Source organism: Sediminibacterium roseum (genome assembly GCF_009939005.1).
GTDB classification, from domain to species: domain Bacteria; phylum Bacteroidota; class Bacteroidia; order Chitinophagales; family Chitinophagaceae; genus Sediminibacterium; species Sediminibacterium roseum.
Genome location: NZ_JAACJS010000002.1, coordinates 837504 through 851912 on the forward strand (window position 1 = coordinate 837504; position 14409 = coordinate 851912).

Annotated in this window: 10 protein-coding genes; 5 read left to right on the forward strand and 5 right to left on the reverse strand. The window is 48.7% G+C overall.

Annotated elements, in window-relative coordinates; translation table 11 throughout:
* Positions 1–36 precede the first annotated feature (36 nt).
* The 5 genes from GWC95_RS03700 to GWC95_RS03720 form a co-directional block, all read right to left on the reverse strand.
* Positions 37–1029: an alpha/beta fold hydrolase gene (locus GWC95_RS03700; protein WP_161817311.1), complete on the reverse strand. Its 993-nt coding sequence runs from the start codon at positions 1027–1029 to the stop codon at positions 37–39.
* Between the two features lie 105 nt (positions 1030–1134).
* Complete coding sequence (locus GWC95_RS03705; protein ID WP_161817312.1) at positions 1135–2175, reverse strand: LacI family DNA-binding transcriptional regulator; 1041 nt, start codon at positions 2173–2175, stop codon at positions 1135–1137.
* Between the two features lie 71 nt (positions 2176–2246).
* Positions 2247–2699: a DUF983 domain-containing protein gene (locus tag GWC95_RS03710; protein ID WP_161817313.1), complete on the reverse strand. Its 453-nt coding sequence runs from the start codon at positions 2697–2699 to the stop codon at positions 2247–2249.
* Positions 2700–2799: 100 nt separating this feature from the next.
* Entirely contained in the window at positions 2800–4086 is a 1287-nt protein-coding gene (locus GWC95_RS03715; protein WP_161817314.1) for a UDP-N-acetylmuramoyl-tripeptide--D-alanyl-D-alanine ligase, read from the reverse strand.
* Positions 4087–4242: 156 nt separating this feature from the next.
* Positions 4243–5799, reverse strand: a complete 1557-nt coding sequence (locus tag GWC95_RS03720; RefSeq protein ID WP_161817315.1) for an SUMF1/EgtB/PvdO family nonheme iron enzyme — start codon at positions 5797–5799, stop codon at positions 4243–4245.
* 251 nt (positions 5800–6050) lie between these two features.
* On the opposite strand from GWC95_RS03720, the gene porU reads away from it, so the two are divergent.
* From porU to GWC95_RS03745, 5 genes are all read left to right on the forward strand, one after another.
* The gene (gene porU / locus GWC95_RS03725; RefSeq protein ID WP_161817316.1) at positions 6051–9401 is read left to right on the forward strand and encodes a type IX secretion system sortase PorU; all 3351 of its coding nucleotides are present in this window, start codon (positions 6051–6053) and stop codon (positions 9399–9401) included.
* Between the two features lie 215 nt (positions 9402–9616).
* A complete protein-coding gene (gene porV / locus GWC95_RS03730; protein WP_161817317.1) occupies positions 9617–10789 on the forward strand; it encodes a type IX secretion system outer membrane channel protein PorV in 1173 nt (390 codons plus the stop codon).
* 34 nt (positions 10790–10823) lie between these two features.
* A complete protein-coding gene (gene ispF / locus GWC95_RS03735; protein ID WP_161817318.1) occupies positions 10824–11300 on the forward strand; it encodes a 2-C-methyl-D-erythritol 2,4-cyclodiphosphate synthase in 477 nt (158 codons plus the stop codon).
* A gap of 371 nt (positions 11301–11671) precedes the next feature.
* On the forward strand, positions 11672–13423 hold the full coding sequence (locus tag GWC95_RS03740; protein WP_161817319.1) for an ABC transporter ATP-binding protein: 1752 nt from the start codon (positions 11672–11674) through the stop codon (positions 13421–13423).
* Positions 13424–13491: 68 nt separating this feature from the next.
* Positions 13492–14406: an SDR family oxidoreductase gene (locus GWC95_RS03745; RefSeq protein WP_161817320.1), complete on the forward strand. Its 915-nt coding sequence runs from the start codon at positions 13492–13494 to the stop codon at positions 14404–14406.
* The last annotated feature ends 3 nt before the right edge of the window (positions 14407–14409 follow it).

The following is a 14409-nucleotide window of genomic DNA, read 5'->3' on the forward strand; positions in this document are numbered from 1 at the left end:
TACACCGCCGTCATTACTGCAATGAGGGCGGTGTACTTATAGGAAATCCATAACCGCTTTGATGAACCGGTCAAACGCTTCTACATGCGGCAAATGCCCAACACCATCAAGCTCCACCAGTTTTGAATTTTTGATCTTTTGTTGTGTCAGCCTGCCCAACACCGGGTAATTGCCAAGCGTTTCCTTTACCCCGGCGGGCGCGGCGTCTTTACCTATTGCGGTCCTGTCTGCCTGGCCAATGATGAGCAGTGTTGGCACCTTCAGGTTTTCAAACTCATAACAAACCGGTTGCGTAAAGATCATGTCTGATGTTAACGCACTGTTCCATGCGATCAGCGGATAATCTTTGCTCAACGTCCATCCGGCCAGCAGGTTGAGCCATTCATCGTAAGCAGGTTTCCATGTGTTGTGGTAATAATTCTTGAGCTGGTATTGTTTGAGAGAGTCGTAATCCTGTTTCAGCTCCTTCGCGAATTGTTTGTCAACAGACGCATAAGGAACTTTTGTTTTCCAGTCTTCGAGACCGATGGGATTGGCGAGGATCAATTTCGCTGTTCTTTCCGGGAACATCAATGCAAACCTTGTTGCCAGCATCCCGCCCATCGAATGCCCGAGAACGGTAACGCTTTGGATCTTCAATGAATCGAGCACCGCCTTTGTGTTTTGCGCGAGTAACTGAAAACTGTATTGCAGGTGTGCAGGCTTAGACGATTTGCCAAACCTGACCTGGTCTGGAATCACCACCCGGTAACCATTTGCGGCCAGTGCCTTCGCCGTCTGTTCCCAATAAGCGCCGTTGAAATTTTTACCATGGAGCAACAAAACGGTCTTCCCGTTTGGGGCAGCAGGTTTCACATCCATAAAAGCCATCACCAGCGATTGCTTCTGGATCTCCAGTGTAATGTATTGAACAGGGTAGGGATAGGTGTAGTTGTCAAGATTCACATCCAGGCTACGGAGCTTGTCTTGCTGCGCCTGCAGCGAAACAAGGGAAGCGAGAAAAAAGAGGGTGGATAAGATCTTTTTCATAACGGGATATTTAGGGAATATCCAGCTAAATAATCATGCCTGTTTGGAAGGCCTGACGTGTTAAAGGTTCCTGGGCTTTTACAACAAAGGTTGCACGACTGGGGCTCAACGCACTCTCAAGGAAGATTCCCTTACCTGGAGCTCCACCGGCAGGATGCGTTTCTCGAATTTTGTTGGCGGGCGTTTGGTTTCGATCAGTTTGATGAGTAACTCTGCCGCGGCCCTGCCAATCTCAAATGCAGGCTGGTGAATGGTAGTGAGCTCCGGTTGAAAAACCTCCGGCGCGCTGAAATTGCTGTAACCCACGATGGCAATTTGTGAGGGGATGCTGATGTTTTTCTTCTTAAGAATAGCCAGCGCACTGATCGTGATCCTGTCTGATGCCGTGATCAATGCATCGGGCATCGGCTTCATCGCCAGCAATTGATCAATGGCTTCTTCAACTTCATCACGGTCCTTCCCGCCATGGGCGCAGTATTTCACGTAATCGTTGTTGAAGAAAATATTTTTCTCTTCAAGCGCATTCTTGTAGCCGATCAAACGCTCCTGCGTGATCGATAATTCTTTTGAACTGGTGATGTGCGCAATGCGGGAAAAGCCATTCTCCAGCAGGTGCATGGTTCCTTTGTATGTGCCATCTACGTTATCTGAAACAACCTGGTGCGTTTTTATTTCATTGGTAACGCGATCGTAAAAAACAATGGGAATACCAGACTCGTGCACTTTCTTGAAATGATCGATGGATTGTGTTTCTGCAGAAAGCGAAACAAGCAAACCATCTACCGCCCTCCAGGTGAGGTGCTCGAGGTTCTTTTTCTCGCGCTGCAAAGATTCCAGGCTTTGTGTGATGATGAAATGATAATCCTTCTGAAACGTAACCGACTCCATCCCGTTCAATACATCGCTGAAAAAATTATTGGGGATCGCACCGATGATCACGCCAATGCTCCTCCCGTTCTTGTGCCGCAGCATCTGGGCCATCAGGTTGGGGCGGTATTTGTGCTTCTCCGCGTAGTCGCAAACTCGCTGCTTTGTTGCCGGGCTGATCTCATGACTATCCCGCAAAGCCTTCGACACCGTTGCAATCGAAAGCCCCATTGCGCGGGCAATGTCTTTAAGCGTTACGGTTTGAGGACGAAGCTTCATCAATTAATAATGAGTAATTAGGAATTAGAAATTTTAGTAAGGAATAACAACTGGTGAATACATCCGCAGGGTTACCAATTCCTCATCTGCTCCTTGACTACCCGTTCGGGATCTTTGATCTTGTGTTCGCGCCAGTTGTGATCGTATTTTACAAACCAGCTCAGCCACAGTACGCGCGACATGCGCATAAGCACGGGCTGTAATGCAAAAAGCAGGGTAAAAGAAGTGGCCATCCAGTAAAAGATCCTGTTGTCGTCTATCGAAAAAGTGACGCCGATCAATACTTTCCATGCCACAAAACTCGCAACCAGCACGGCAATACTGAGTGCATAACTTACATACCCGGTGCCATAGTAAAAACCAACTTCAATTTCGGTGGGTTGTCCGCACATAGGGCACCGCTCATGCATCTGGGTGCTGTTCTTTTTATAGGCGCTGTCTTTCACAAACACTTTCCCTTCACGGCATCGTGGACAACGGTTGGTGAGCACACTCAACAGGTAACTTCTTTTCGATTGCGGCATAGGCAAAGGTAGTGATATAAGAAACAAGGCACAAGTAGACGATGTTCAGGAAGGCGATACAGGCATGGACAGCACAAAAGGGATGCTTTATCCTTTTTAATCAATCCAGTATTCTCTCCATCTTCATGCTCCTCGATCCCTTGATCAATATATGTGTGTTTGAAAAATGCTGGTTTGCATACCATTCCCTGGCCTGTAACGAATCGGCAAAGAAAATAAACCCGTGATCGATCTTTTGAAAATCGCCGCCCACGAGCACAACATCTTGCCACTTGTATTTTTTGATAAGGGCGATGATGTTTTTGTGTTCTTCGATGCTTTCATCCCCAAGCTCCATCATGCCGCCCAGCATCAGCACTTTTTTTTCTGCTTTCAGGTGCGCGAAATTTTCGATCGCAGCTTTCATGCTTGTGGGGTTTGCGTTGTAGGCATCGAGAATTATGGAATTGCTGTCTTTCTGCACCAATTGCGACCGGCTGTTGGATGGCGTGTAATTTTCGACTGCCTGTTTGATCTTCTCCTGCGGAACAAGAAAGAAATCGCCCACTGCTACCGCGCACAATACATTGGGTAGATTGTAATCGCCCACCAGTTTTGTCTGTATCGTAAACGCTTCGCCCTGTTTGATCGAAACGGAGATGGTAAGAAAGGGTTCATTCGAAACGATGTGCCCCTGTACTACGCCATTCCTTCCCGTTGTGCTGTAAGGAACAAAGGTTTGCACGTGTTTGGCCATCTCCCACAAATATTCATAATCGTCGAAGATGAATGCGATGCCATTGTGTTCGCCCAGGTAATTGTATAACTCTGCTTTTCCCTTCCGCACGCCTTCTTCACCACCAAATCCTTCCAGGTGCGCTTTGCCCGCGTTGGTGATCACGCCGTGTGTGGGTTGTGCGTACACACAATACCCTTCAATTTCTTTCTGGTGGTTGGCGCCCATTTCAATCACCGCCATTTCCGCATCCTGCTTAACGGCCAGCAATGTGAGCGGCACGCCGATGTGGTTGTTGAGATTGCCCTGCGTTGTATAGGTTTTGTAATGTGACGAAAGCACGGCATAGATGAGTTCTTTGCTTGTTGTTTTTCCATTGCTGCCCGTAATGCCAATGAAAGGGATCCTGAACTGCTCGCGGTGGTGTTTGGCGAGTAATTGTAAAGTGGTAAGCACATCGTCGAACAACAATACCCGCGGATCGCCGTCGCCCACCTTTTCATCCACCACGGCATAGGACGCGCCCATTTCCAGCGCCTGTTTTGCAAAATGGTTGCCGTTGAAACTCGGCCCTTTCAGCGCAAAGAAAATATCACCCTGTTTTATTTTCCTGGTATCTGTTTGCACCGAAGGGTGCCGGAGATAGTATTGGTATAATTCGGAGATGGTCATATGCAAAGGTAAGGAAAGCTGTAAGCCTTACCAGCTGCGAAAAGCGTTCGTTCATTCTCTAATGTATAAACAAAAAAAACCACCCCTTATCCAGGGATGGCTCTTTTGCTGTAATTCTACCTTTTCCTTATCTTATACCAGATCGCTCCGGTGTTGTTATCTTTTGTTTCTCCTGTTAGGGAAGAAGGTTCCGTTCTGTGCTTTTTTAGAAGTTGATTCTGCCGCACCAAAATGGCTCATCGCGCAGCGGAAGCCAAGTGTGCTTGTACTCAGGTCCTCTTCAAGAAAACGGCGTGCACCGGGGCTCAGCCAGTAGGCCCTGTCGTCCCAGCTGCCTCCTTTGTAAACCCTTGATTTATCAGAGATCAGTGTGGTGATACCGTAGTTGTAGACCGCATTGCTGGATGAGTCTCCATCAAGGTAATTGGTTGCATAAGACTTCTGGTAGTTTCTCCTGTTGCGCAAAGCCGAATCCGATTCAGGTACATATTTGATACGGCCCTTATCGTCTCTCAGGTTACCTGCGCCACCCGTCATATCCACTTTCTGAAACACGTTACCACGGTATGGGTTGAAATCATCATCGCCCGCATTTGTGATCGGGCGGTATACATCTGCCACCCACTCATTCACATTACCGCTCATGTTATACAAACCAAAGCCGTTTGGTATGAAGGAAGTAACTTCTGCAGGGATCGCCGCGTTATCGTTCAAGCCGCCGGCAACTCCCATGTTATCACCCGCACCACGTTTGAAGTTGGAAAGGAAAGCGCCCTGGAAAGCACTTTTCTTGGTATAACGGAGGTTATCAAAACCATCGTTCTTCCACGCATAGATCTGTTTGTTGGATATAACCTCTTCACCACGTGAAGAACCTTTCTGTTTCCTTTGCGGGTTCTGCATGATGTAACCGTATGCAGCATATTCCCACTCTGCCTCTGTTGGCAGGCGGTAATCGCTGAAGAGGATGCCGTCTTCAAATTTCACAAGCGTTCTCGGGCGGCCCTGTGCATCTTTCAACGGGTTGCTTTTTGATGTTGCGGTTTTACCCGGCGTTGCCTGGTATTCGCCCATCAGGTAAGCTTTTGTATCGAAGTTGTCCTGGCCCGCGCCGTTCAGTTCTTTCTTGATCTGGCTTTTCTTATCGAGGTAGCCTTTGTTGATCAAAGCCAGCTCATTCACACGGCCCGTTCTCCATTTGCAATACTCTGTTGCCTGTACCCAGCTCACACCCACTACAGGGTAATAATTGTAAGAAGGGTGGCGGAAATAATATTCTACATAAGGCTCGTTGAACGCGAGCTCGCTTCTCCAAACCAATGTATCGGGTCTTGCCTGGTCAACAACCGAATCCATACCCGCCTGTCCGAACACATTTTCCAGCCAGTACAAATACTCGCGGTAATGCACGTTCGCTACTTCTGTCTTGTCGATAAAGAATGAGTTAACCGTGATACGGCGCGGGATGTTGTTCCAGTCGCCCATCACATCTTCCTGGGCCGCACCCATGGTAAAGGTACCGCCCTGCACAAACACCAGGCCCGGTGCCGTGTTTACGTCTTTGGGCTTGGCAACTGAGAAATTGCCCTGGTCCTTATCATTGTAGTTCCAACCGGTTGCCGTTGATTTGTCTTTCTTTTTATGGCACGATGCTAACGATCCCGCCACTGCCAACAGCAACACAAGATTCCTGGTTGAGGTCAATAACTGCATTTTCTAGTAGATTGAATGAAGTAGAATTTCTTCAGATATTCGAATTAGTCTATGCGAATATAGAAGATTTCTGTTAATCACCTAACCCCTGTTTTGGCTTTGGTGTTAGCAAAAACCTAATTTTAAGCCCGGGTCTGCACCGCTTTCCGGCCTGGCCTCATTTTATTCACGATCTTGGCATTTATATGAAGGGTTGGGCGATTTTCCTCTGTTTTTTACCGGTTTTTGTACAAAAAGCCACCGCCCAGCGCGTGTATGCCCCCAATTCTGTGCTTGCCACGGGCAACTGGTACCGCATCGGCATCAAACAGGAAGGCGTGTATAAGGTGGATGTGGCCCAGCTCTCCGCCCTCGGTATTCCCACCGGAAACCTCCCGTCTGCATCCATCCGGCTTTACGGAAATGGTGGGGGAATGATCGATGAAAACAACGCTTCCCCGCGGCCCGACGACCTTTTTGAGAACCCGGTTGAGATGGTTGATGGCGGCGATGGCATTTTTAACGGCAACGACTATTTTTTATTCTATGCCCCGGGCCCGCACCGATGGCTCAAAGACAGCGTCAATGCAGGCTTCAGGCACAAAAAGAACCTGTACGCCGATACCTGTTACTATTTTATCACCACCGGCGGAGCCGGGAAACGCATCCCGCTCAGGCCGGTTACACCGGCCATTACGGTTTCGATAAACACATACGACGACCACTATTTTTACGAAACCGACCTCGTCAATTTCCTGAACAGCGGGAAAGAATGGTACGGCGAAGAATTTAATCTGAACGCAGGTGGCAGCGCAACAAGAAATTTCCCGGTAGAGTGGGCAGGCCTCGTTACCAGCCAGCCGGTTACGCTCGTTACCAACCTGGCCTCGAGAAGCGTAGGAGCGCCCGGTAATTTTACGGTGCGGTTAAACGGCACGCCTGTTCAGACTTACAACCTGCCCGCTGTGAATGGTGGCTTACTGGACGCTTATGCATCTGCTGCGGAACAAAGAACCGCTTCAGCCGTTTCGCAGGGTTTACTGAATGTTACGATTACCTATACACCAACAGCGGCGGGCGCGAAAGGGTGGCTCAACTGGTTTGAAATACTGGGGCGTAGAAATCTCGCTGTAAGCGGGAATGCGCAGTTGTTTTTCCGCGACTGGCAATCGGTTTCCCCAGGCGCGGTTGCAGGTTTTACGATCGCAAACGCAGGCGCCGCCACAAGTGTATGGGAAGTAACAGACCCGTTGCAGCCGGTTAAAATGAACGCTTCGGGCAACAATGCACAAACCATTTTTGAGAACGATGCGTCGCGCCTGCGGGAATACGTGGCCTTCAGCAATACAAATGCCATGGCGCCGTTGGCGATGGGGAAAATCGCCAACCAGGACCTGCACCATGGATCCGCCGCAGACCTCATCATCATTACCCATCCTTCGTTGCTCAGCGAGGCGCAAAGGCTCGCACAGTTTCACGTACAGCGGAACGGCTATCAAACCGTTACTGCAACCACCGAACAGGTGTACAACGAATTTTCAGGCGGCAGTCCCGACCCCGGTGCGTTGCGCGATTTTGTAAAAATGTATTTTGACAGGGCGGCTTCGGCGCCATCGCAGCGGCCGAAATATCTTTTGTTGTTCGGCAGCGGATCGTACGATTACCGTTACCGTACCACCGGCAATGCCAACCTTGTTCCGGTATACGAATCCGTTTCCTCGCTCGAGCCCTTGCTTACGTATACTACGGATGATTTTTTTGGATTGCTTGATCATACAGACGACATCAACCGCGACGACCCCAACGAAACCATCGATATCGGCATCGGCCGCATACCTGCGCGCACGCTGCTTGAGGCGAAAACAATGGTTGACAAGATCATCCATTACCACGATACCGCCAGCCTCGGCGCCTGGCGCAACCAGTCTGTTTTTGTGGCCGACGACCAGGATGCAAACCTTCACCTCGACGACGCGGAAAATGTTTCGGCGGCGGCCCATGTGGCCAACCCGCTGATCAATCAATACAAAGTTTACCTCGATGCTTATCCCGTTGTGAGCAGCAACGGCGGTGCGCGTTACCCGGTGGTGAACGATGAGATCGTAAACCAGGTGTTTAAGGGCGCGCTGGTGTTGAATTATACGGGCCATGGCAGTTATTCGCGGCTTGCAGAAGAAGCGGTGGTTACGCAGGAAGAACTGAACCGTTTCAGGAACCCCGATAAACTCCCGCTCTTTATTACGGCCAGTTGTGATTTTGCGCCGCACGATGATCCTTCAAAAAACTCATTGGGCGCAGGCATCTTAACAGGAAGCGCAAACGGCGCGATCGCCCTGCTCACCACTACCCGCCTGGTGTTTGCGGCCAGCAACCGCATCATCAATGAAAATTACATGCAGATCGGCCTGAAAGCCTTGCCAGGCGGGCAGTACATGACCCTGGGTGAATCGGTACGGCAAACAAAAAACTATACGTCATCCACAACGGGCGACCTGCTCAACAACCGGAAGTTTACCTTGCTGGGCGATCCCGCCATGCGCATCGCTTTTCCTGAATTGCGTTTGCGCTTAACGGAAATGAACGGATCACCGATCACTGGCTCAGACACGCTGCGGGCACTGCAGAAATACACATTTACAGGCATCGTAACCGACGGCAACGGAAACCCCGTAACCGATTTCAACGGAACGTTGCGCCCGACCGTATTCGATAAACAACAAACCGTGAAAACGCTGGGTAATAACCCCTCGAGCCCAGTTACCGGGTTTAACCAGCAGGCAAGTGTTTTGTACAAAGGAAATGCAACCGTTGCCAACGGCCGTTTCAGTTTTTCGTTTATCGTTCCGAAAGACATCAATTACCAAAGCGGGCGCGGCAGGATCTGTCTTTACGCAGACGATGGCAGGCGCGATGCCAATGGCGTGGATACCGATTTTTTTGTGGGAGGAATTGGTGCGGGTATTCCAGACAATGCAGGGCCGATTATCAAACCCTATCTTAACGACGAACGGTTTATGGATGGTGGGCTGACGCATGAGAACCCCGTTCTCCTTGTTAAACTGTCCGACACATCGGGCATCAACACCTCTGGCAACGGCATCGGCCACGATATCACAGCAGTGATCGATGGCGATGAAAGAAATGTGCTGGTGCTGAACAATTTTTATACGGCTTACCAGGATAGTTACCAGCAGGGGCAGGTGCTCCTACAGCTGCCAACCCTGTCGGAAGGGGTGCACACCATACGCATCAAAGCATGGGATGTGGCCAATAATTCAAGTGAGGTGGTATTGACCTTTACGGTAGTGAAGCAGGAAAAGCTTTCTATCACCAACGTGCGCAATTTTCCCAACCCGTTCAATGTTACCACCACGTTTGCCTTTGAGCACAACCAACCGGCTACCGACCTGTATGTAACCATCAACATTTACAACAACGGCGGGGCACTGGTGCGGCAGATCAAAAAAGTAGTAAACACGGGCGGCACACGCAATTGCCAGATAAATTGGAGCGGCGACAGCCAATCAGGTGCAAAACTGGCAAAAGGTGTATATATTTACAAAATAATAGTTGTTGCCGGCGGTGCAAAAACCGAAAACGCCCAACAACTGATCGTATTCTAAATCGTCTGAATGGTTTGATCTCTACTCATTATTAAGGTTTTTTACTTAATCGTTTTAACTAATATCATTGTATTACCTTTAGATCCGGTTTCGGGAGGGTCTGAGCAAACCAAGGCTGACTGGGAAAAGGTTCGCTATCTTTTTTCTTACGGCAAGCGGTTGTGGTAATTTGATGCTCTATTACATTATTAAATTAAAAATCAAATTCTATTTTGATGAGTCCGATCGCTAAAAAGGTAATGACAGGGTTTGCCGCCCTTGTATTTTTCGCAGGAACCGTTCAGGCACAAGATTCGATCAATATTGTTTCCACGGCCGTTCCGTTCCTTCGTATTTCGCCCGATGCCCGCGCAGGCGGTATGGGTGATCTTGCCATCGCCACTTCTCCAGACGCAAATGCGCCGTTCTATAACCTCGCAAAAGTTCCTTTCGCAAAGAAAAATGCAGCCATTGCGCTCAACTACACGCCGTGGTTGAAGGATCTGGGGTTAACGGATGTTTACCTAGCCAGTCTCGCAGCCTATTACAAACTGAGCGACCAGGATGCGATCTCAACTTCGCTTCGCTTTTTCAGTCTAGGTAACATACAGTTAACGGATTACTCCGGAAACATACTCAATACGGTTAAGCCAAGTGAGTTTTCCATAGATGCCGGCTATTCACGTGTGATCAACAGTAAACTCAGTATTGGCGTGGCTTTGCGTTACATCAATTCAAGACTGGTGGTGGGCGATGTGGGAACAGGTGTTGTATACAAGGCAGGCACATCGGTTGCCGGCGATGTATCGCTTTATTACAACGGGCTCGACGACCAGGGTTCAGGTCTCGCATGGGGCGCCGTTCTTTCAAACCTCGGCGCAAAGATTGGATATACCAACGATTCGCGTAACAAGGATTACATCCCGGCGAACCTGGGCATCGGCGCAACCTATACTTCGGCGATCAATGAAAGCAATAAGATCACTTTCGGGCTGGATGTAAACAAACTGCTTGTTCCAACAGCGCCCTCTGCTACAGGAACGTATTCGGTTGATTCGGCACGACTCGCAGAATACCGTTCCACCAGCCTGATCTCGAGCTGGTTCAAATCGTTCAGCGATGGAACCAACCAGTTGAATTCACTCACTGCATCATTGGGTGCGGAGTATGCATACAACGAGCAGTTCTTTGTTCGCGCAGGGTATTTTTATGAGAACAAAAACCGCGGAAACCGCAAATTTTTCTCAGTGGGCGCGGGCTTTAACATGGATCAACTGAACATCAATTTCTCTTATCTTGTTCCTTCCGGAAGCGGCGTAACAAGGAATCCCTTGTCAAATACCTTGCGTTTCGGAATCGTATTTAACCTCGGCGGCGCCTCGGAAAGCGGCGGAGTGGGCAGCAAATAAACCAACGGCATCTGATCATTTTTATCAAAAGAATATGGGTTTACGGATAGGCTATGGCATCGATTTTCACCAGCTTGTTACAGGGCGCGAGCTGTTTATAGGCGGCGTAAAAATTCCACACGACAAAGGCGCCCTTGGCCACAGCGACGCCGATGTGCTGCTGCACGCCATTTGCGATGCCCTGCTGGGCGCGGCCTGCCTGGGCGATATCGGTGTTCACTTCCCGGATACTTCGGCGGAGTTCAAGAACATCGACAGCAAGATCCTGCTTGCCAAAACCAATGAACTGATCAAAAAAGAAGGCTATTCCATCGTCAATATCGATTCAACGCTTTGCCTGGAAGCGCCCAAGATCAAACCTTACGTGGCGCAGATGCAGCAAACCATTGCCGGGGTGCTCGGTATTTCTGTGAAAGATATTTCCATCAAAGCCACCACCACTGAAACCATGGGTTTCGTGGGGCGCAAAGAAGGGCTCGTGGCACATGCAGCGTGCCTGATCCAATCCTGACAATATCCCAAAACCACAACCCGCCGCGGAACAATATTGCGCGCTGATTTCCGTTGTGTAGTAATCCATATCCAGGCAAACTTTCGTACGCTTTCAACCGTTATGATACAGCGGAAGACAGCACCTTATATGCCGGACTGCCGGGCCGGGAACCGTGAATCGCGGATCATGAACCGATGATCCATTTCAAGAACGATGATCCGGGGCCGGCAACAGGGCATCCAGGTTAATAAATATTATCTTACGTACCTATATTAAGACTAAATTTGAGCGGTTGATCACGACCACTTTGTGAGTGAGATAGGCCATGCCATGCCCCGTCGATAAATTTATCCAATCATTTCATTTTCAACTGTTTCCGTAGAGCGTGTATGGAAAAGGGCACACTGAAAAAATTACTGTTCATTGTTGAAAGTCCGTTCAGAAAAAAAGCGGCTGTTCTACAGGTATACCTGTTGATAGGCGTATTGTTTGAATCGGTAGGGCTTGGCCTGATCATTCCGCTGGTCCAGGTGATCATGGACCCCAAAGGTTCGGAGCAAAGTATTGTGATCAGGATCATCAGGAAAATAACAGGCGATATAGGCACACAGCAACTTGTGTTGGCGGTGCTCGTGGCTTTTGTTTTGTTCTACGTGATCAAAACCGTATTCCTTTCGTTCCTCGTTTTGAAACAGTCGGAATTTACGCAGGGATTATCCAGAAATGTTTCTTCCCGTTTGTACAAAGGATATCTATTTCAACCCTATGCTTTTTTCCTCGACAAGAATTCCGGTGTACTGATGAAGAACATCACTACCGAGATCAGCGCCTTTACAGCCTTTGTGCAGGCGGTCATGTATATGCAGGTTGAACTTTCAGTGCTCGCGGGCATTGTTGTGACCCTGTTTTACCTGCAACCCGTTGGCGCTTTGATCATCTTTGCGTTTGTTGGCGGTGTGAGCTACCTGCTGTTCAGTTTTTCGAAGAGAAGGATCTCTGTCTGGGGTAAAGAAAGACAGCTATACGATGGTCTGCGTTCCAAAAATCTATCGCAGGGGCTAACGGGTATTGCGGAGCTTAAACTCTTTCACAAAGAGAATTTCTTCCTGGGCAAATACGATGCATTCAATAAATCATTTTACAGCTCACAACGGCGCGTTCAGTTTATTCAGCAGGTGCAGCGGTTTTACCTTGAGCTGGTGCTGATCGTAAGCATCGTACTCATTGCCCTCGTGGTGATCCTGCAGGGAAAATCGGTTTCAACCATACTGCCCTCGCTGAGCGTATTTCTTTTCGCTGCGCTGCGGTTGCTGCCGTCATCCAACAGGGTGATCTCAAACCTGCAGCAGATGCGCTATCACAAACCTGCGATAGACCTGGTGTACAACGAATTCAAAACATTCGAAAAAGAAAACAGGGAAGTGCCATCCGGCTTGCCTACTGTTAAAAAGATCCATTCGGAGATCAGGTTGCAGAATATCTCTTTCGATTATCCCGGCGCAACAAAGAAAGCACTCGACGATATCAACCTCACCATTCCCGTAGGTTCTGTAACAGGCATCATCGGCCAAAGCGGTTCGGGAAAAACAACTTTGGTGAATGTGCTCACAGGATTGCTGCAGTCTTCATCAGGAAAAATAATGCTCGATGATACAGACATCACCCACAAAACATACGAACTGCAGAAATTCATCGGTTATGTTCCGCAGCATATTTTTTTAGTGGATGACACGTTGAAGAACAACATCGCCTTTGGTATCCCGGAAGAGCAGAAAGATGAACAACGCCTTCGTTTTGTGATCGATGCCGCGCAGCTTAATGAGGTTGTTGAGAATGCTTCTGAAGGACTCGACACGATCGTGGGAGAGCGCGGCATCAAATTATCCGGTGGGCAAAGACAACGGATCGGCATCGCGCGTGCACTGTACAACGATCCGTCTGTTTTAATTCTTGATGAAGGAACGAGTGCACTTGATACCGAAACAGAAAACTATATCATGGAATCGGTGGCGCATTTGAAAGGGAAACTGACGATCATATTGGTTGCGCATCGCTATTCAACACTTCATTTCGCGGACGTGGTATATAAAATGCAAAACGGTGCTATCGTTGCAAAAGGCAAACTTGAAGAACTGGCATAACAGGCTTGAGCGTTTTATAAATTCCAGTTACAGCGTACCAGTCCAATTCATACACTTTGTAATCCTGAATGAAAAAAAAGATATTATTCACCGGAGGGTCGGGTTTGCTGGCCACCAACTGGGCGCTCGCGATTGCGGACGAGTTCGAGGTGTTTGCCGGGCTCCACAACAAAATGATCGCGCTGCCGGGTGTTGAGGCATTGGTGATCGATATGGAAAGCGTAGAAGCTTTTGCTGAAACACTCAAGGTGGTCCATCCTGATGTTGTTATTCATTGCGCCAGCCTGACTACTGTGGAGGGTTGTGAATCTGATCCCGGCCTTGCAGAACACACCAATATTGATCTGGCTGTTAATGTTGCACTGGCTTGTAAGCAATACAATGTCCGGTTCGTAAATATCTGTACGGATCACCTGTTCGCCGGTAAAAAGCCGTTGGCCACAGAATCAGATCCCGTGGAACCACTGAACGAATACGGCCGTACGAAAGCATTGGCGGAGCAGAAAATACTGGAAGTGTCTGAGGACTTCCTTTCGATCCGTACCAATTTTTATGGGTGGGGAACGACGTACAGGCATTCTTTCAGCGACAGCATTCTTTCTGCATTGAGAAATGGAAAGAATATTTCTCTGTTTGACGACATTCACTATACGCCGGTGCTGATCGAAACACTTGCGCATGTTGTGATGATACTGATCGAAAAAAATGCAAAAGGAATTTACAATGTCGTTGGCAATGAACGCATTTCGAAATACGAATTCGGGATGCGGGTGGCTTCGGTCTTTGGATTGAACGACTCGCTGATCACGCCTTCCAGTTTTGCCGACAGGAAAGACCTTGTTCAGCGCCCTTTAGATCTCAGTCTTTCCAACAAAAAAGCAGTGGCCTTCGTCGGCGCAGATTTTGGGAACATCGATGACGATATCAGGAGATTGCAAAAGCAGGAACAGGATGGTTTCGCAAACACCATAAAAAACATTTGATCC